At 39.8% G+C, this 19,276-nt stretch carries 16 protein-coding genes; 10 read left to right on the top strand and 6 right to left on the bottom strand.

The window, feature by feature from the left end; genetic code table 11:
- From BMZ06_RS07715 to BMZ06_RS07705, 3 genes are all read left to right on the top strand, one after another.
- On the top strand, positions 1 to 250 hold a 250-nt coding region (locus BMZ06_RS07715; RefSeq protein ID WP_139205807.1), incomplete at its 5' end, for a zinc ribbon domain-containing protein.
- A 390-nt stretch (positions 251 to 640) separates the two neighbouring features.
- On the top strand, positions 641 to 1,342 hold the full coding sequence (locus tag BMZ06_RS07710) for a hypothetical protein (RefSeq protein WP_089751476.1): 702 nt from the start codon (positions 641 to 643) through the stop codon (positions 1,340 to 1,342).
- Positions 1,343 to 1,607: 265 nt separating this feature from the next.
- Positions 1,608 to 1,796, top strand: a complete 189-nt coding sequence (locus tag BMZ06_RS07705; protein ID WP_089751475.1) for a hypothetical protein — start codon at positions 1,608 to 1,610, stop codon at positions 1,794 to 1,796.
- Positions 1,797 to 1,956: 160 nt separating this feature from the next.
- Here the strand turns inward: BMZ06_RS07705 and BMZ06_RS07700 are convergent, their stop codons facing one another.
- Positions 1,957 to 2,505 (bottom strand): kinase, encoded by a 549-nt coding sequence (locus BMZ06_RS07700; protein ID WP_089751474.1) that lies wholly within the window; start codon positions 2,503 to 2,505, stop codon positions 1,957 to 1,959.
- Positions 2,506 to 3,374: 869 nt separating this feature from the next.
- On the opposite strand from BMZ06_RS07700, the gene BMZ06_RS07695 reads away from it, so the two are divergent.
- The 4 genes from BMZ06_RS07695 (at position 3,375) to BMZ06_RS07680 (ending at position 7,986) form a co-directional block, all read left to right on the top strand.
- Positions 3,375 to 4,457: a GerAB/ArcD/ProY family transporter gene (locus BMZ06_RS07695; RefSeq protein ID WP_089751473.1), complete on the top strand. Its 1,083-nt coding sequence runs from the start codon at positions 3,375 to 3,377 to the stop codon at positions 4,455 to 4,457.
- Positions 4,454 to 5,914, top strand: coding sequence for a spore germination protein (locus BMZ06_RS07690; RefSeq protein ID WP_175477824.1), 1,461 nt, complete (start codon positions 4,454 to 4,456; stop codon positions 5,912 to 5,914). The genes BMZ06_RS07695 and BMZ06_RS07690 overlap by 4 nt, the downstream gene beginning before the upstream one ends.
- Positions 5,911 to 7,062: a Ger(x)C family spore germination protein gene (locus BMZ06_RS07685; RefSeq protein WP_089751471.1), complete on the top strand. Its 1,152-nt coding sequence runs from the start codon at positions 5,911 to 5,913 to the stop codon at positions 7,060 to 7,062. Before BMZ06_RS07690 ends, BMZ06_RS07685 begins: the two co-directional genes overlap by 4 nt.
- Before the next feature lie 414 nt (positions 7,063 to 7,476).
- Positions 7,477 to 7,986, top strand: a complete 510-nt coding sequence (locus BMZ06_RS07680; RefSeq protein ID WP_089751470.1) for a pyridoxamine 5'-phosphate oxidase family protein — start codon at positions 7,477 to 7,479, stop codon at positions 7,984 to 7,986.
- 145 nt (positions 7,987 to 8,131) lie between these two features.
- On the opposite strand, the gene BMZ06_RS07675 is transcribed toward BMZ06_RS07680, so the two are convergent.
- Positions 8,132 to 9,124 carry a metallophosphoesterase gene (locus BMZ06_RS07675; protein WP_089751469.1) on the bottom strand — a complete coding sequence of 331 codons (993 nt, stop codon included), beginning with the start codon at positions 9,122 to 9,124 and terminating at the stop codon, positions 8,132 to 8,134.
- A 489-nt stretch (positions 9,125 to 9,613) separates the two neighbouring features.
- On the opposite strand from BMZ06_RS07675, the gene BMZ06_RS07670 reads away from it, so the two are divergent.
- Positions 9,614 to 10,132 carry a hypothetical protein gene (locus tag BMZ06_RS07670; protein WP_089751468.1) on the top strand — a complete coding sequence of 173 codons (519 nt, stop codon included), beginning with the start codon at positions 9,614 to 9,616 and terminating at the stop codon, positions 10,130 to 10,132.
- Positions 10,133 to 10,250: 118 nt separating this feature from the next.
- Here the strand turns inward: BMZ06_RS07670 and BMZ06_RS07665 are convergent, their stop codons facing one another.
- The 3 genes from BMZ06_RS07665 to cudC form a co-directional block, all read right to left on the bottom strand.
- Positions 10,251 to 11,222, bottom strand: a complete 972-nt coding sequence (locus tag BMZ06_RS07665; RefSeq protein ID WP_245755972.1) for a C40 family peptidase — start codon at positions 11,220 to 11,222, stop codon at positions 10,251 to 10,253.
- A 450-nt stretch (positions 11,223 to 11,672) separates the two neighbouring features.
- Entirely contained in the window at positions 11,673 to 12,572 is a 900-nt protein-coding gene (locus BMZ06_RS07660; protein ID WP_089751467.1) for a glycine betaine ABC transporter substrate-binding protein, read from the bottom strand.
- Positions 12,573 to 12,758: 186 nt separating this feature from the next.
- A complete protein-coding gene (gene cudC / locus BMZ06_RS07650; protein WP_089751465.1) occupies positions 12,759 to 13,307 on the bottom strand; it encodes a choline uptake/conversion transcriptional regulator CudC in 549 nt (182 codons plus the stop codon).
- Positions 13,308 to 13,592: 285 nt separating this feature from the next.
- On the opposite strand from cudC, the gene betB reads away from it, so the two are divergent.
- Together betB and betA are read left to right on the top strand one after the other, a co-directional pair.
- Complete coding sequence (gene betB / locus BMZ06_RS07645) at positions 13,593 to 15,065, top strand: betaine-aldehyde dehydrogenase (RefSeq protein ID WP_089751464.1); 1,473 nt, start codon at positions 13,593 to 13,595, stop codon at positions 15,063 to 15,065.
- 185 nt (positions 15,066 to 15,250) lie between these two features.
- Entirely contained in the window at positions 15,251 to 16,933 is a 1,683-nt protein-coding gene (betA, locus tag BMZ06_RS07640) for a choline dehydrogenase (RefSeq protein ID WP_089751463.1), read from the top strand.
- A gap of 801 nt (positions 16,934 to 17,734) precedes the next feature.
- Here betA and ahpF read toward each other — a convergent pair.
- Positions 17,735 to 19,267 carry an alkyl hydroperoxide reductase subunit F gene (gene ahpF, locus BMZ06_RS07635; protein WP_089751462.1) on the bottom strand — a complete coding sequence of 511 codons (1,533 nt, stop codon included), beginning with the start codon at positions 19,265 to 19,267 and terminating at the stop codon, positions 17,735 to 17,737.
- Between the last annotated feature and the right edge of the window lie 9 nt (positions 19,268 to 19,276).

Raw genomic sequence — 19,276 nt, 5'->3', positions numbered from 1 at the left:
CACCTCTATGCTCGAATACAAAGCCGAATGGTACGGAAAACAATTGGTACCCGTATCAAAAGTTTTTGCGAGTTCTCAGCTGTGTTCCAAGTGCGGATACCAAAACAATGAGGTAAAGAATCTCACTGTTCGAACGTGGAACTGCCCGAATTGCGGCTCCCGCCACGACCGCGATCTAAATGCGAGTTTCAATATATTGAAGGAAATTAAAAGAATCCTTCCAACCGTCGGTGCGACGGGGCTAGCCTAATCATTTGAACGAACCGTTAGGTTCGTGCTCTTAGGAATCCCCCAACTTCAAGGAGCGTCAGCGAGTAAGTGGGGGTAGTTCAAAAAAGATTACTAGCTTCTTTCAGCCAAGTTCCTTTTGAGCCTTGGCTTGTTTTTGGGACAAGGAACCATAAAGTTATAGTAATAAAAGAAGGTTAAAGATCCTTAGCAATATATGCACATCAATAAAAAGACAACAGGTGGGTATGTGATTCACTCCATGTCTCTGTAGCTATTGTTAACCTATTCAAAAGCCCCGTTAGAGTGAGTGGAGGTTGGGATAATATTCTAAAAATAGGCTATACATTCCGTTTTTACATACATATAGTGATTATGAATTACAGACAGAATGTAAAGGAGCAGAAAACCTATGGTAGAAGAGTTTGGTGATTTCACTAACAAATATACCGATCATCATGACGGCGAAGAGCATTGGGAGGGAGGTCCTGATGAGCAAGGTGAGTTGTGCTTAGGAGACGCCAGTGAGCAAGAAAAATCAGACAATCAAGATTTTCCTGAAACTGATGAGGACTGTGTGCACGATCTTGATAAGCATTATTCAAACATGGGTTTTGACGACCTCTCTTGTAAATCCGTTGGAGAGGTTTTGAATTTAATGTTCCAGTTTGGAGATCACCTTGAAGTGTTCTTTGAGGATGAAATGGTTGGCCGTGGAGGGACATTTGTGGAAACTATCGACAATATTATCATTTGGATGGATTGTGAAGAAAATTGCAATATCACAGACTTGCGCGGTCCGATCAGTATAAAGAAAATTGGCACCAAGAGAAACCCGAAACACAAAAACGAAAAAAATACTAACCACACCTGTGATAATCAAAACGATAAAAAGAAAAAAGACAAAGCGGAAAATAAAGAAAAAGGTTCACGGAATAAGAATGTAAAGAATGATCAGTCCGGCGTTAATGAAGAACTGCTGAACTTCGTAAGGCTTGAAAAAGAAGGAGAAATCAATTTATATATTGAAGAATCCTCTAACGATTCAGAAGAGGGAGAGAAGTACACCCCGCAATTGGAAACAGAGGAATTTCAATCTGAGGAAAAGAACTAAACCTAGACATTGAAGAGGATTCATGAGTTTACGCAAGCGATAATTTCGTTGTATGGACTGATGATATTGGCCAGATGAACACATCTAACATTGATAATCTTACTGTTCGTAACGTTTAGTTATCGTTATTTATGCGCAAAAAAAAGACTGGATACTATTCAGTCTTTTTTAAATTGAAATTGGCAGGTAGTAGCCCTATCAATTTTCATATTTTTTTATATAAATATATAAACGGTTGTGCGTAAAAGAGAAGGGAGAAGGCATTATGGGATTTTCTAATATGCTAAATAAATCATTTAAGCTTGGTGATAAAATCAAAGTTATTTCTGGAGCAAAAAAAATAGACTGCGATGGAACATTTATAAAGGCTGAAGATTACTATTTAGTATGGTCTAATGGTAGAGGTGACATTTTGTTCACTCACTTGGATAGAGTAACGGTGAAAAAAGTCTAATCATTATTATTAATAATAAATTCCTTTTAGAGATAGTACTTTTTATATGAGTACTATTCGTTTTTTGCTTTCAGGGGCTTGTACTAAAACCTTTTTAAAAACATTCTCTCCTTGATTATAGGAAAGAACGCTCTTGATTCTATGATATATCAGTGAGGAACTACTTGTGTTTGTTCCAAGCATCATGGAGCTCAGGATTTAACTTCTTTACATTTTTCAAGAACTCGCTTGTTAAACCAAATTTTTTCATTCCTTTTAATAGCTTTGTTGGAACAGGTGAGTCAGATGTAAACGCTCGCTTGTGATCAATTACTTTGAAGCCGCCATTTTCATCTAATAACATGTGTCGAACCTCCGTATCCCATCGTGTAAATCCTAATCTCTTGAATTCTTCTAAAACGAACAAAATTTGTTTAGTCATTTCTTCATCAATATGGCCGTGTCGTTTCATATGACGGGCAAGAGATATTCCTTGAACAAACTCCATGACAATATAGTTGTTACCAAATTCATAAAGACGAGGCATAATGACAGAAGTCTGCCCTATTTTCATAGCTTCTAGCTCCCGTTGATATGTTTCTTCCTTAAAGAAGTACTTAACAACCTTGTCAGCTGCTACCTTGTAGATTTCCCCATCTTTCCCATCACCTATCACTTCAAATGCTTCCAAGTCTTTCTTTGAGATTTTCCCGTTAAAAAAACTCTCCATTGATCATCATTCCTTTAAACGGTAGACTTTAATTCTTTTCTTATTGTATGGAAATATTTTAGGTTTGTAACCGAGCCAAATGCTGAAATTTCAAAGAAAACGGGTGACGTAAATCATCGTACCTGGTCCCCATCACGTTAACGCTTTGTAGCGGGGGCAGGCACCAGGTAAAGAAAAATTTTACAAATGTCATAACCACAGTATTCTTGTATATAAATCATTCTCAATAATATTCTTTAATCATGATTGGCAGTGTAAAGGTCGTTTAGGTGTTTCCACTTTATATAAACATACTGGCTGCACGGGAGCGCAAAAAAGCTTGTAGAAAAACGCGGGGTTTTTCTACAAGCTGAAGGCTCTCTTTGGAGGCCTTATTTTTGTTGCAAATAGAACTGGTTTTTTCCCTCATACGGCGTGCTTTACTTGGTCAGAGTTACGATTAAGCTTATGCAGCTAAAGTTAAATGGAGGATTGTTATATTGAGTTAGACCTTCTTAAGTATGATTTCTGTTCTGTTGAGCTATCATAGCTAGTTCCTTCGGTAAGGTTAGTGACAAAAAAACGAAGAAGCAGAGACAATTGCTTCAGAAGACTCAGTTAATTTCAAGCCTAATAATAGAAATTTTAAAGTTTATAAAAGAGGTTGTTCCTTTTGAGGGGGAACTTGGAAGGAGTTTTACTCAGAAGAAACTATTTTTTTAGTATGCATGTCATGTCATGTGATCACTTTCTTCAACTGTCACTACAGCCCGACTCCCCAAGCATACAGTTATGGGATTTTCTTTTTTTATATCATTAATTCCCCATATTATGAATATTTTTCCTTACTCTTACAGAGTCTAATAAAAAAGTAAAGGATCCTTTCAAATATGAGGGCTGGACAAATTAGTTATGTACAATTGATCTTTTTAGTCATGATGTCTTCTGGTTTTTATAATCACGTTATTTTGACACCGCCCATTTTGAATGTGGCGAGAAGAGATGCATGGATTTCTGCATCAATGACTTCGGTTTCCTTTTTCGTTGTCCTTTTCATTATTTACATCATTCATAAACTGACGAAAGACCGTCCTCTTCTTCAATATTTAGAAGAAGGTTTCGGTAAAGCAGGTAAGTGGATCTTTATGATCCCTCTCCTGACTTATTTACTGCTAAGTGGGTTTATCACGTATTTCGACACGATTATGTGGACGAAAGTATCTTATTTACAGAGCACCCCAAAAATCTTTTTAGCTGTTCTAACATTAGCTGTCGTTTTATTAATGTTGAAAGAAGGGGTGCAGACTTTAGCAATTTCAGCTGGAGTGCTGCTGCCTTTCGTCGTTCTATTGGGCATATTTGTAGCGGTTGCCAACCTGCAGGATAAAGACTACTCTCTACTTTTTCCTGTGGTGGCTGAAGGATGGGAGCCAGTATGGAAGGGGTTTATCGTAGGAAGCAGCGGTGCCATCGACTTGATTATTATTTTGTGTATTCAACATCAAGTGAAAAAGAAAATGGCGTTCTGGAAGTATTTAATATTTGGAGCATTGCTTCTAAATCTGTTTGTATCCCCCATTACCGGGGCTATCGCTATGTTCGGACCAGAGCATGGAGCTGAACTGAGGTATCCGGCATTCGAACAATGGCGGATGGTATCCATAGGTTCTTATATTACCCATGTAGATTACTTAACAATCTATCAGTGGCTCTCTGGTGCGGTGATAAGAATAGCTCTTATCATATACCTTCTTCCTTCTTTTTTTACGATTAAAAAAGTAAAGGCGAAAAGATGGATTCAGTTAGGTTATGCCGTTATTTTAGTGCTTAGTTTATATACACCTTTATCCGATATGCAATTCTATTATTTATTGAAAAAGTTTGTATTGCCCGGTTTTGTTTATGGAATGGGGGTATATCTGTTCCTATTGCTCGGAGCCGTAGTATGGATTTATAGGAGGCGGACATCTTGAAAAAGAAAAATAAGATACAGGAAAATACGGAACAAGCTGTCACGTTTACTGAAAAATCCTTGAGAGAGCTGTTTGACGGCTGTGCAGATGTCAAGTTTCATCAAGCGGAAACTTCTGTTGGAAAAATAATTGTGGTTTATTGTAAAGGGTTGTACGATCAGACCGCTTTATTCCATTATGTATTGCGCCCCATTCAGCAAAACACAAGAAAAAGAGCAGATCTGAAGGAAATTCTTCCAGCAAATGTAACAGAGCTTGGTACTTCAATTACGAAAGAAAAGATGGTAAACATTGTTTTTAAAGGGAAGGCTGTCATTCTACATGAAGATGACTCCCAATTATGGAAAATCGAATCCGTTGACCATCCCAAGAGAAATGTAGAGGAACCAAGTACAGAAGTATCGATCAGAGGTTCGAAAGAAGGCTTTGTTGAAGAAATTGTCATGAATACAGCTCTCATACGTAAACGCCTAAGGACTTCCAGTTTAAAGGTCGTATCTTTTGTTGTAGGTGAGCGAACGAAAACAATCGTGGAATTGCTTTATTTGGAGGATGTAACCAATCCGGAAATGGTTGAAGAAGCTAAGTCCAGACTTAAAAATATCGATATTGACGGTGTAGAGAGCAGCCTTCAAATTGAGGAATTGATTGCAGACCGCAAACATCCTTTGTTCCCTTTATTTGTTTATACAGGAAGGCCGGACTTTGTGGTGGAAAGTTTAATGCATGGTCGGTTTGCCATTTTGGTTGATGGCACGCCGACAGCTTTAATCGCACCTGTTAATTTATTCTTCGTGTTAAAAACAGCGGAGGACAGTAATGTTTCTTCCATTTTTGTTCTTTTTGAAAGATTTATACGTTTGGTGGGGCTGTTCATCGCTTTATTTGTTCCTGCATTTTGGATAGCATTGATTTCTTATCACCCTGACCAACTCCCATTTACTCTATTAGCCACCGTAACACTGTCGAGAGACGGTGTTCCATTTTCTGCTCCTGTAGAGTGTTTTTTGATGTTATTTTTGTTTGAATTATTTCGAGAAGCAGGCATTCGCTTACCTATGGTTATTGGACAAATCTTGTCAGTTGTGGGTGGATTGATCATTGGCCAAGCCGCTATTGCTGCCGGCCTTACAGCACCTGGGATTCTTGTCGTCAACGCAGTCGCTCTTGTAGCTACCTTCACGTTGATCAATCAATCATTAACAGGCATTGTAGGTATCTTACGCCTGGTCATTTTACTGTTCACATCCATCTTTGGAATGTTCGGTTTTTTCATTTGCCTATTTGCAGTAGTTGGTTATTTAGCAAGTATGCGATCGTTTGGGGTCCCGTACCTGGCACCTTTCGCACCGCTTAAACCAAAAGACTTGAAGGATTCCATTTGGAATTCGTCTGATGATAAATACCGGAGACCAGACATGTTGGACCCTATTGATACTACGAGAAAAGGGCAGTGAATAAATTGTACAGAAAATGGATACTTGTCTTACTTTCTCTCATATTATTGACAGGCTGCTGGGATAGTACAAACGTCGAGCAAGTGAACTATATTTCCGATTTAGGTGTAGATTATAAAGATGGAAAATTTTATGTCTATACGAGTTTTCTTCACTTTGAAAATGTGGGTAAACAAGAAGGCGGTAGTTCTAAGGAAGAATTACCAATATGGGTTGCAGAAGGAGTGGGGCAAACCTTCGATAGTGCTACTGATCATATCTACTATACTGCTCAACAACCCATCTCGTGGGCCCATATCGGAGAATTAACCATCACGACCAGGGCATTGGAGAAGGACGGAATTCTAGATGAAGTGATGGATGTTCTGAACCGTTATTCGGAGACGAGAAGTGAAGTGATGCTTTATGCTACCGATGAGGAAATCCCCCGTCTAGCACAAGGGGGACCAATTTTAGGGACTTCCCCCTGGTATTCAAGAGTCAACAATCCCTACCCTGTATTTAAGCAATATTCTCTCATTACACCTATTACTTTGCGAAATTATTTAATTGACCAAAAGGAACCTGGTAAAGTCATAAAGATCCCTAAGTTTGGCATCAACGAAAATATGTGGACGAAACGTAATGAACCTCATCCTATTCCTGAATTTGGAGGAAGTGCTTTTGTAGATAAAGGGAAATACAAAGGCAGTCTATCCGTAGAAAAGATACAAGGAGTTCGGTGGATGCAGAAAGAATCAGAAAGGATCCCTCTTTACTTATATAAGAATGAAGATGATTACGCCTCTATAGTTTTTACCACCCCTAAAATTGATATTAAGCCTGAAGTTCAAGGTGAAGAGGTGACGGTTTCTGTGAAAGTAGAACTGACAGGAGAAATCATTGAGAATCCCTTCCATAAAGATGATCAAACACTGATGAAAGAAGCCGAACAACAAATTAAAGAACAAATAACGACCACCTATCAGGCAGGTTTAGAGAAAAACATTGATGTCTATCAGTTCACAAATCACATATACAAAACGGATCCCAAAGCTTTTAAAAAGCTCAGTCTTGAAAATAAAGATTGGATGAAACCTGAGACGTTGAAAGACTTAAAAGTAAAAGCAAGCATCGTTTCCTCAGGAAAACTAAAAATAAAAGAATGAGCAACTTTTCTATGTGATTCATTCATATTTACAAAGTAGACATCAGTATTTTTGGGAGAATACTTCTTCTCGAAGCTAATCTAATTATTCTGAATTATGAAGGTTATCGATCCAAAGAGGTTGTCGAGATGTTGGAATGTTCACCGGTCAACTGTTTAATTAGGCCGTCTTTTTGTAGTGTGATTTTTTCTTGGGGGATTTTCTGCATAAGATTTGAATCCTTTTCAGTCAGCGCCCTTTGTTGAGTAATCGTTTATCAATAGTAATAAGTCGAATATACTAATGCTTGTTAAAAAGTGTAGCTTTCTATTTATCCGGGAAAAGAAAGAAGAAATCGTGATAAATGTTAGACTGGTTTGTGCTTATGGAAAAAGAGAGAAGCAACGGTTAATTATCAAAAGGAGGGAAGCGTAAATGGCTGACCAAAATTCAGAAAACCAGAAAGCCCTCAAGAAAATTAAAGATTTGATTAAAGATGAGAAAGTGGCAATGCTGACCACGATATCCCCAGAGGGAAAACTAATGTCCCGGCCCATGCATACACAGGAAGTAGCAATGGATAAGGAAGAGTTCTGGTTCATTACAGAAAAAGATACAGATAAATATAGGGATATCGGCCGCAATCCTGCCGTTAACCTGGCCTATTCAGGAAGTTCCTATGTATCGATCAGCGGTACGGCTGAATTTGTTCAGGATGAAGATAAGAAGAAAGAATACTGGAATAAGATTGTCGAAAAAGTGCTGAATGCTTCAGCTGATGACCCGAATGTTATTCTGGTCAAAGTGACCCCCGAAGTTGCTGAATACTGGGAGTCCGGCGTGAACGTCAAGACCGTTAAGGAATTTGTGAAAAAGATGGCGAGCAGTAATTCAATAGAAGAAGAGAATAAATTAAAAGATACCGTCCACTTTGATGAAAAGTAGAAATAAATCAAGGAAGCGGTCTACTTTATGAAGTCAGCTAAAAATTATGTAACCCTGCCAGAGTTCCTCAGAACTATGGTGGGGTTTATTTTTCATTTCACTACTGTTTTTGGAACTGGGCTCGTATAGTGATTTCTCTTTTCCATCAATCAGGAAGCTCGATGACAATTTCATCTTTTCCTGGGCTCGATTGGGGAGTAGCGTATTTATAGGAGTTAAGGTAGGATGAGTATGTTTTTACATAAATTTTGTTTTCGTTCGATTTAACCTTTAATAATCGCATATAGCCTTGTCCGCCTTCTGGCTCGTTTTGATAATTAGTCATCATCTGATACACTTTCCGATCTGGTTTACCATCTTTATTATCGTCAAGTTCCTCAATGCGTGTTTCACTGCCATAGTAGTGACCGCTCAAAGTGGCTACAACATTTTTATTGGGTTCTACGACTTTCTTAAAGATTTCCTCTCCGATCGGGCTGTGCTTTCCTGAAGCTAATAAATAATCGTGAAAGCTGAGAAGAGCGATGTGATCAGGGTACTTGGCTAATACACGGTTTATCCAGTCGATTTCGTCCTTTGAAATTCCCCACCCCATATAGACCATAATATAATCATCGCTATTCTCACTGATTAGATCAAAATGACCCTGATTATCTTTATATGATCCGCCGTATGATGGCTGCTTTTCAAAACGAGTTTGTCCAAAGTACTTAGAAAACTGTGTGTATTTATTGCTGCTTTTTAAGTCGATGTCATGGTTACCGGCAAGAATTCCATAAGGGATGTTCACTTTTTCTAAAACTTTCATATACGTATCTGCATACTGCCACTGTGCTTCATTATCCCATTCATTTACGACATCGCCGGTGTGAAAGACATAAGGAATATTAAGATAATCTTTGTTTGCAGCAATCCAATCGACCATACTTTTGTATATGTGGGGATAGTTTTTTGAATAATACTGGGTGTCTGACATCCAGACAAGCGTGTAATCATAGGGTGAGTTCTCTTTATTACTGTTAAATGTGGTGGAAGGGTGGAGGCCGGCTCCAAAAACATCGGTCCCCTCATAATTGAAAACCGTAAGAAAGCTAATACATATGGTGGCAACGAATATTTTTTTTAGGATCTGCTCCATAACTATCCCCCTTTACATGTGAATTTTAATAAAACATAGGGATTGCTGATCATTGAGTTTAGTTTAGCTTCAGAGGGAAGTTATTATACGGTAGAAACGGGACAAAAGAGAGGAAAAATTAAAAACAGAAATAAAAAAGCTAAACACATTACTCAAGCGGGATAGGGGCCTCTTTTTGGACGTGAAAAGCCTTCTGATCCAGGGTGATGGTAATTTTGACCATACATTGAATCAATGGATGAAACGGCAAGGTATATTGCCCAATTGAAAGGGGATTATTATAAAATGGGGAAAATGACAGAAGCTAATGAAATGTTGAAAGTTAAAAACTAAAAATTCTCTCCTATACCATAATTTAAAATATCGTCTTTATTGAAATCGATTTTCTTAAAAATCGTGCTTTATAACTTCCTACAGTTATCCCGTTTCCTTGTTAGGTCATTATTCCAATTCAAAGGAATACATTAAAGGAAAGGAGGAATGGCTGTTATGATTTTAAAAATGATAGACTTAAGTTTAATGGCTGAGCACTTACCTGTTCATAAAGCGGAATTGGATAAATTAGCGTTATTTATTTGCAGTATTCAAGACCCAGAGATCAAACAAGTCGCAACAGAGCAATATATGATCATGCAAAATCATGTGAAAGTTATGATTGCACTTATGAACCCAGTTCAAAATGAAGCCATCGGGGTCAGTGACTTACAAAAGTGGGAACCTGTTACGTTTAACTGTAAGCAAAATTCCATAGGAATGGCTCAAGAGAATATCTTAATAGAACTTAAAACTTCCGCTGAAACGATGGCCAATAAGAATTTCAATTCAGGTTTAAGGATGAAAGCTGAAAATGTTCGTAATATACATATACAAATGGCCCTGCAGCAAACAATGATCCTCAATCGTTACAGTGACTTAATGAATAAACTCATTAAAGATACAGCTCCGGAAAGTTCACGGGAGGAGCAGGAGGAAACTGTTCAGACTTTTAAGAACTTGTTTAATATGTGAGGAATGCAGTTTTATCTAGCTGTACTATCTCCTGGTATATTTTTTTCAATAAATGAAAATAACTCAAATATGAGGTTTAATCACCTCTTATTTGAGTTATTATTATGTATGGAATTGTTTAATTTAACGCACGATACAAGAAAGCACTGAATTCAGCTCTTGTTGCTTCTTTGTTAGGGCGGAATGTGTCGTCATGGTATCCTGAAGTAATACCGTTAGAAGCTAAAGCATAGACATCCTCATAGGCCCAATGAGAAGAGCTTATATCTTCAAAACTATAAGAACTGTTCATATTGCTTAATTCGAAAGCTCTATTAACCATTGCTGCTATTTCAGCTCTGGTAATATCTTCATCTGGTTTGAATGTACCGTTCTCATAGCCCGTGATCACCCCGGCACCGCTTGCCGCATTTATGTATTCGTATGCCCAGTGAGAGGAAGAAACATCCTCGAAATGGCCGGACGAAGAAGGCTGAAGATTTAATGCTTCGCTCACCATTTTGGCTACTTGTGCCCTGGACACATTAGCCGTAGGTCCAAAACTTCCATTAGATAAACCGTTAATGATCCCTTCGTCATTTAAATACTTAATTTCGTCATAAGCCCAATAGTCTGGCGATACATCGCTAAAGAAACTGTTATCTATGAATCTTTTGGCTCCTGTATATTTATCTCCCCAAAAACCAGAGAAGACCGGATCGATGGCAACTCCGCTGCTCTTGGTGGCAGAGATCATGTCCCCGTTTCCGATGTAGAATCCTACATGAGATATACCCGTTTGGTGGGTGCCAGAGAAGAAGACCAGGTCTCCTTTTTGAAGATTGGATGCTGTTACATATGTACCTTGCTTATATTGATCATAGGAACCTCTTTCAAGATCTATCCCAAATTGATCCATTATATAGTGTGTAAATCCTGAACAATCAAATCCATCCGGTGACTCTCCACTCCATTGGTATGGAGTGCCAAGGTGCTTTTTTGCTCGTTCAATCACTTCCTCGCCTGAAGCTGATGATGCGTATGTATGTGGTATAAATAAGAACATTACCATGAAATTAGCTAGTACGACACTGACAAATTTCTTTCCCAAAAAAAATACCTCCTGATTATGTATGGCTTGCTAGCTTGCTCTTATATAATATCGTAGCATATTACAATTCGACACGAATTTACAGTTGTATAACAAATATGCTAAATTTCTATTTCAGTTACTTATTAAACTAATACTAATAAGTCGAATTTTTAAGTAGAATTCCTGTTATATTCAAGTGACAGTCAGCATTTAAAGGTTATGAGGGCTACAAGGTTTCTTGTCTATAATCCATTTTTTATGTAATCAAACTACAAATTAAAGGCTGCTTATATTATTAAAAGTAATTTCTTGTTAAAAAAATATGACTTGGAAGCATGGTTGAGTTCAGACGGCAACAATTAATGTTCTCTTCGACTAAAGGGCTGCCGCATATGAAGGCCATATTACCAATAATCATAAATAAAGCCGGGCTCTTATAATAAATAAGAGCCCGGTTTTTTTATGCATTTATTTTACCCATTCATCGACTAGATCTTGATTCTCTTCCACCCATTTTTCAGCTCCATCGAGAGGATTTTCCGTACCTTCTACATATTCGATAAGCTTACCGATTTGTTGATCATCCATCTTCCAGTTTTTAAACCATTTGCTTACTTTTGGATAATCTTCTTCAAATCCTTGTCTTGTAGCATGGTGAATTTTTTCTACACCACCGTACGTGTTTTGTGGATCTTCGAGGAATTTCAAGTCATATTTGGAGAACACCCAGTGTGGGCTCCAAAGTGGTGCTACGATTGGTTCTTCATCTTTTACAGCTTCTCCGATTTCAGCTAACATCGCAGATTCTGAGCTGGATAGTAGTTCGAAGTCGAGATCATAATCCTTAATTAGTTGTTCTGTTACTTCCATTGTACCTGCGCCAGGTCCAAAACCAACAATTTCGCTATTGAACATTTCTTTATGTTTATTTAAGTCTTCTACACTATTCACTTCCTCTAAGTAGGAAGGAACTACAAGTCCTACTTTTGCGTTGTCATACCAGGTTGCATCTGAGAAATTGACGGTATCTTGATACTTCTCCAAATAATTAGCATCCTGTACAGGCAGCCAAATTTCTAAACTAGCATCTAAATCGCCGCTTTCTAATGCCTTCATTGTACTGCCCATATTCAAGTTATTTAATTTCACGTTATACCCTTTATCTTCTAAAATGACTTTCCACATATTTGTTACAGCAATGTTTTCAGCCCAGTTAACTTGACCTATCGTTAATTCTTTATCCTTTGCTTCTGATTCTGTACCTGTCTGTTCACTGTTTGCTTCCTCATTATTGTTTCCGCATGCGGCCAGTACAGCAACCATTAGAATCGCTAAAATAAAACTAAGTTCTTTTTTCCACTTGTACATGTTGAAAACTCCCCTTTGTTGTTATTTATTTTAATTTTTACAGATTGTAAAAAATTAAATACGTTAAGAATTTTTTTAACATAAAGATATGAAAAATCCATTTCTTTCTTAGAAAAGAGTGGAGGATTCCTATAACCAGGCAGTCCATAATGGTTTTCTATAGACTGCCTGAGATTTTGCTTGCCCTTAGTCATGTGGATCCTTCGGCAAAAATTCAAATATCTTACCGCTTCTTATACTGTCCACTAAGTCATTCAGCCAGTGATAATATGTTTTCGATTCTTCTAATTGATCATAGTATTTCTTTGCATTTGCAACAATATCTGGTGTACTGCTGGAATCTTTTATAACATCGATAAAATCTTCCTGCGCTTCTTCAATGGCTTCCAAATTCATTTTCGCTTCGCGTTCCCACATCTGACAATAAAACGCCATAAAGGAACGGAAGAAGTTTTTCTCAGCTGCATACGTATGTTTCCTTGAGCCACGTGTAAAGGTTTTTTTCACCATTTCTATTTCCTGAAGACGGCGGACGCTGGTACTCATACTCGGTTTACTCATTCCGAGTTCTGTGCGCATTTCATCAAGCGTCATCTGATCCTTAAAATACATCGTCGCATATAAATTTCCAGCAGCTGGTGTTACTCCATATAAATCCATAGTCTCTGCAATGGCACCAATGACTTTATCTTTGGCTTCTTCTATTTTAATGCTGGGTTTTTCGGTATCGCTCATAAGGTCGCTCCTTCAATATAAAATAAACCTCGTTAAATATTTATCAAACATTCTTTATGAACTACATGTTAACGTGTTCAGCTAAAATGTCAAATGAGGATTTAATTTTTATCAACTTGATAAGTTGAAACTCACAGTCTTTATAGGCGTTATGCTTCTTTCCAAATATTACTTCATTTTATGATTGACATTATTTTGACAGCCTTAATAATACGTGTTAGTGTTTAAAACGTTAAATAAATTCTTAATAAAGTTAATTTTACTTCAGAATTGGAGTTGATAGATATGGATTTGAAACTACAACAATACATCAATGGAGAATGGGTGGATGCGAATTCAGGAAATAAGCGCCACATTATTAATCCATTTAATCAGGAAATTATTGCTACGGTCCCTGAAGGTGATGAATCAGATGCAAAAGCAGCCATCGCTGCAGCAAGAGAAGCATTTGATAATGGGGAGTGGGCTTCAACCCCAGCAACTGAGCGCGGTACTGTCGTAACGAGAATTGCTGAATTGATTGAAAGAGACAAAGAAGAATTGGCGTATTTAGAATCCTTGGATACTGGAAAAACAGTAGAAGAAAGTCGTGGAGACATGGAAGATATCGCTGGAGTGTTTCGTTATTATGGAGAACTTGCAGATAAAGATGGAGGAGAACTAATTGATTCTCCTGTGCCGAATTCCAGCAGTAAGGTTGTACACGAGCCGGTCGGTGTTTGTGGACAAATCACACCCTGGAATTACCCTTTACTGCAAGCGTCCTGGAAACTGGCTCCAGCGCTTGTAACTGGAAATACTCTCATTATGAAACCAAGTGAAATTACACCGCTTACTACCATTAAAGTATTTGAATTAATGGAAGAGGCAGGCATCCCTGCTGGTGTCGCTAACCTTGTACTTGGTGCAGGTAATACGATTGGTTCTGAGTTGTCCGGCAGTACAGATGTAGATCTTATTTCTTTCACAGGTGGCATTGCGACAGGGAAGAAAATTATGCAGGCGGCAAGTGTGAATGTGAAGAAGCTCGCGCTTGAACTCGGAGGAAAAAACCCGAATGTCATCTTTGCAGATGCTGATTTTGAATTAGCTGTAGATCAGGCGTTAAACGGAGTGTTTTTCCACGCGGGACAAATCTGCTCTGCTGGTACAAGACTGATTGTAGAAGAAAGCATTCATGATGAATTTGTCAATGCTCTTGTGGAACGAGTGAAAAAATTCAAGCTGGGCAGCGGATTTGATGAAGATACACAAATGGGACCGCTTATTTCAGCTGAGCACCTTGAGAAAGTGGAGAAGTATGTGGAAGCAGGGGTCAAAGAAGGAGCAACTTTAGCCGTTGGCGGCAAGCGCCCAGAAGATCCAGAATTGCAAAAAGGTTTCTTCTATCTGCCTACAATTTTCACAGACTGCACCACAGACATGCACATTGTTCAAGAAGAAGGCTTCGGTCCAATTATCACAGTTGAGAAATTTAGTACAGAAGAAGAAGCCACTAAGCTTGCAAATGATTCCATTTATGGTCTTGCTGGCGGTGTCTTTACAAATGATATTGCCAAAGCTGAACGCTGTGCAGCGAAAATGCGTATGGGTACGGTATGGATCAATGAATTCAACCTATATTTCCCGCACGCCCCGTGGGGTGGATTTAAACAGTCCGGTATTGGACGCGAATTAGGCAGATTAGGTATAGAAGAATATACAGAAACTAAACATATCTTCCAAAACCTGAAGCCCGAACCTATTAACTGGTTCTAAACTTAAACTACTAATCTATAAAAAAGTATCGGTATGGTAGAGAAGCTCAAGTCTGAAAAAGCTCAATCTATTTTATAAATGAATACAAAAAACAAATTTTTAATAAAGGAGAAGGGTTTTTGAGCGGTGTGTCTTTATTGCTTCAAAACCTTTCTACCCATTACAACATCTAAGGAGGAACTGACATGACAGAAGCATATGACATTGTAATTGTAGGAGGCGGTAGTGCGGGTTCTGTACTCGGTGACCGTTTAAGTGAAGATGGAAAAAAGAGTGTCCTAGTTTTAGAGGCGGGACGCAGTGATTATTCATGGGACTTATTGATTCAAATGCCGGCAGCATTGCCGTTCCCTTCTGGAAAAAATCTTTACGATTGGCAATATGAATCTGACCCTGAACCATATATGAATGGACGTCGCATCCCGCATGCGCGCGGAAAGGTGCTTGGGGGTTCCAGCTCCATCAACGGTATGATTTATCAGCGCGGAAATCCGAAAGACTATGAACGCTGGGGATCCGACAAAGGTATGGAAAACTGGAATTGGGCGCACTGCCTTCCATACTTCAAACGTTTGGAGAATGCTTTAGGCTCACCAGATGACGATCTTCGCGGTCACGACGGGCCAATCAAATTGGAGCGCGGACCAGCCAAAAACCCTCTATTCCAAGCCTTTTTTAACTCAGCTGTAGAGGCCGGTTATAACAAAACTCCGGATGTCAACGGTTTCCGTCAAGAAGGGTTCGGACCATTCGATAAGCATGTGTACAAAGGTCAGCGGTTGTCAGCTTCACGTGCTTACCTGCATCCTGCAATGAATCGTGAGAACCTGACGGTAAAAACTCGTGCTTTCGTTACGAGTATTGACTTCGATGGTACTCGTGCCAAAGGGTTGACCTATAAACGAAACGGGAAGATCCACCAAGTCAAAGCGGGTGAAGTCATCCTCTCAGGAGGGGCTATCAACACGCCGCAGCTTCTTCAATTGTCAGGGGTAGGAGATGCAGAACATCTTCGCTCTCTTGGGATTAAACCTGTTGTTAATCTTCCTGGTGTAGGTGAAAATCTTCAGGATCACCTTGAAGTTTACGTTCAGCACGCGTGCCCGATTCCTGTTTCTGAACAGCCTAACCTGCAGAAGAGACGCATGCCTTGGATCGGATTGCAGTGGATGCTTGGGCGTACAGGACCTGCAGCCACGAACCATTTTGAAGGTGGAGGCTTTGTCCGTTCAAATGAAGATGTTGATTATCCTAACCTGATGTTCCACTTCCTTCCGGTAGCGGTACGCTATGATGGACAAAAAGCACCAACGGATCACGGCTTCCAGGTGCACATTGGACCTATGTACTCTGATGCACGTGGATCATTGAAAATTCGCTCTAAAGACCCGAAAGAGCATCCGAGCATGGTTTACAACTATCTGTCTACGGAACAAGACAAACGTGAATGGGTGGAAGCGATTAGGATTACGCGTGAAATTATGTCTCAACCTGCCATGAAAAAATACAATGCAGGAGAAATCTCACCTGGACCTACTGTTCAGACAGAAGAAGAAATACTGGAGTGGGTAAAAGAAGATGCAGAGACTGCCCTTCACCCGTCTTGTACAGCTAAGATGGGACCGGCATCAGACCCAATGTCTGTAGTAGACCCAGAAACCATGAAGGTTCACGGACTCGACAATGTACGAGTAGTGGATGCATCTGCTATGCCTTATGTTACAAACGGCAACATTCATGCACCTGTATTGATGTTGGCGGAAAAGGCAGCAGATCTTATCCTTGGACGTAAGCCGCTTGAGCCAATTGATGCAGACTACTATCGTCATGGAGTACATCCAGCTGATGCAGGTACAGTAACTAAATAACATTCTATCAAGAAGGCCTCTATCCAAAAGAATTTGCTTATGAAGCAAACCTTTTGATAGAAGGCCTTTTCTTTTTTCAAAAGAATTATTAAACTAAAGGGCCGGTTAATTGGGCTCGAATTCGAGGTATTGTGGGTCCGTTGCTAAGAAAGAGAGTGGGATGGCTGCGGAAACAACTCGCTTTCCTGCGGGGGAACTGGCAAGCCTCCTCGGTCGCTTCACTCCCTGTGGGGTCTCGCCTCGCTCCTTCTCCCGCGGGAGTCTCGTCGTTTCCTCCGCCATCCTATGTTTGAGGAGTGAACGGACCCTTCTATAAGAGAGGTAATCGCTCTGGATCAGCCTTAACCCCTTATATATCAGGGATTGCATACTTAAATAAGTTAGATACTCTTTCGCTCTCCAGTTAACTTTAGCAGGCATTTTTGGTGGATTTCGAGTTTCTGATTCAGCCAGGTCCGGAGGGGGATGATGTATACTCCTGTGGGATGAACATGATCGGTGAGATCCCGGAAGGCGAAGCCTGAGGAAGCTCACCTCAAGGGATGTTCGACTAAGATCGCCACGTCCTGTGGCAACGTCGAACGACCCTGCGTCGTGCAGGGCCGGAAAGCGAAATCGTCACCCGGAGGACCTAATTCTCACAAATGTCTCGAAATCGAGTCTTCAACAAACGGGAGCTTTACTGGAAGATCAACACGATTTAATTTTTACTCTTGAAGACAAAAAACTCCGGAAAAACAGGATGATATTTGAACCTGTTTCCGGAGTTTTCTTGTATATAAATATAAAGAGTTTTTACTACTAGTTTCTAATCAAGTAATCAAATGCACCAAGAGAGGCATTTGCACCATCACCCATAGAAATAATGATCTGATTGTTTGGACAGTCGGTTACGTCACCGGCAGCAAACAGACCAGGTACATTCGTAGAACCTTGCTTATTGGTGATGATTTCACCAATGCGGTTGGTTTCTACATCTGCGTCTAACCATTCTGTATTCGGCACAAGACCAATTTGAACGAAGACGCCCTGAAGGGCAATGTGCTGTTCTTCACCAGATTCACGGTCGATATACGTAATACCATTTACGTTTTCGTCACCGGTGATTTCTGTAGTTTGGGCATTTGTCTTCACATTTACGTTTGGAAGACTATTTAGTCGTTCTTGGAGAACCTCATCTGCTTTCAGCTCGTCGGCAAACTCAAGCACAGTAACGTTTTGAACAATTCCTGCAAGATCGATAGCTGCTTCAACGCCGGAGTTTCCACCGCCGATGACCGCTACGTCTTTGCCTTCGAACAATGGACCGTCACAGTGAGGGCAGTAGGCTACACCTTTGTTCTTGAACTCTTCTTCGCCTGGAACACCAATTTGGCGCCAGCGCGCACCTGTAGAGATAATGGCACTCTTACTCTTCAGAACGCCACCGTTATCAAGTTCAACTTCGAACATGCCGTCATTCTTTTCCAACCCTTTGACACGTTGAAGGTTCATGATATCGATATCATAGTCTTTCACGTGTTCTTCAAGGCTTGCTGCGAATTTCGGTCCTTCGGTGTTTTTAACACTGATAAAGTTCTCGATGGTCATGGTATCAAGGACCTGACCGCCGAAGCGCTCGGCCACGACCCCTGTGCGAATCCCTTTACGTGCAGCATAAATAGCAGCACTGGCACCTGCAGGGCCACCGCCGACAACTAACACATCGTATGGGTCACGGTTTGTAAATTCTTCTGGAGATGGACCGTCACTGATTTTTGCAACGATTTCTTCAAGGGTTATACGACCGCCGCTGAAGAATTCTCCATCAAGATAAACAGCTGGAACTGCCATTACATTATTTTCTTCTGCTTCTTCTTTAAATGCAGCGCCATCAATCATTGTATGAGTGATGCCAGGGTTTATTACGCTCATGATATTCAGAGCCTGAACCACATCCGGGCAGTTATGACAGCTTAAGCTGACAAACGTTTCGAAGTGATACTCTCCGCTGATATTTTTAATTTGTTCAATCATAGTATCATCAATTTTTGGAGGTCTTCCGCTTACTTGAAGCAAAGCAAGTACTAAAGATGTGAATTCATGACCGAGCGGAACACCGGAAAAGGTAATCCCTGTTTCCTCTTGGGGACGGTTCACACTGAAGCTGGGTGTGCGTTTAAGTTCTGCATTTGTAACTGTAATTTTCGGTGACATGGAGGTAAGCTCATCGGTGAGAGCCAGCATGTCGCGGGAGACATCATCGTCTCCCGCGCTGACTTTCAGTTCGATGTCACCTTCTAAAAGCTTTAGATATTCTTCTAATTGCGCTTTTATTTGTGCATCTAGAACCATTTATTTCAC

This window comes from Halobacillus alkaliphilus (assembly GCF_900113125.1).
Taxonomy (GTDB): Bacteria; Bacillota; Bacilli; order Bacillales; family Halobacillaceae; genus Halobacillus; species Halobacillus alkaliphilus.
This window is presented reverse-complemented; position numbering and strand designations above follow the sequence as displayed.

Excerpts from the sequence above, each read along its gene's own strand:
- BMZ06_RS07710 (WP_089751476.1), top strand. The coding sequence starts at position 641 with ATGGTAGAAGAGTTTGGTGATTTCACTAACAAATATACCGATCATCAT.
- BMZ06_RS07705 (WP_089751475.1), top strand. The coding sequence starts at position 1,608 with ATGGGATTTTCTAATATGCTAAATAAATCATTTAAGCTTGGTGATAAA.
- BMZ06_RS07700 (WP_089751474.1), bottom strand. The coding sequence starts at position 2,505 with ATGGAGAGTTTTTTTAACGGGAAAATCTCAAAGAAAGACTTGGAAGCA.
- BMZ06_RS07695 (WP_089751473.1), top strand. The coding sequence starts at position 3,375 with ATGAGGGCTGGACAAATTAGTTATGTACAATTGATCTTTTTAGTCATG.
- BMZ06_RS07680 (WP_089751470.1), top strand. The coding sequence starts at position 7,477 with ATGGCTGACCAAAATTCAGAAAACCAGAAAGCCCTCAAGAAAATTAAA.
- BMZ06_RS07675 (WP_089751469.1), bottom strand. The coding sequence starts at position 9,124 with ATGGAGCAGATCCTAAAAAAAATATTCGTTGCCACCATATGTATTAGC.
- BMZ06_RS07670 (WP_089751468.1), top strand. The coding sequence starts at position 9,614 with ATGATTTTAAAAATGATAGACTTAAGTTTAATGGCTGAGCACTTACCT.
- BMZ06_RS07660 (WP_089751467.1), bottom strand. The coding sequence starts at position 12,572 with ATGTACAAGTGGAAAAAAGAACTTAGTTTTATTTTAGCGATTCTAATG.
- cudC (WP_089751465.1), bottom strand. The coding sequence starts at position 13,307 with ATGAGCGATACCGAAAAACCCAGCATTAAAATAGAAGAAGCCAAAGAT.
- betB (WP_089751464.1), top strand. The coding sequence starts at position 13,593 with ATGGATTTGAAACTACAACAATACATCAATGGAGAATGGGTGGATGCG.
- betA (WP_089751463.1), top strand. The coding sequence starts at position 15,251 with ATGACAGAAGCATATGACATTGTAATTGTAGGAGGCGGTAGTGCGGGT.
- ahpF (WP_089751462.1), bottom strand. The coding sequence starts at position 19,267 with ATGGTTCTAGATGCACAAATAAAAGCGCAATTAGAAGAATATCTAAAG.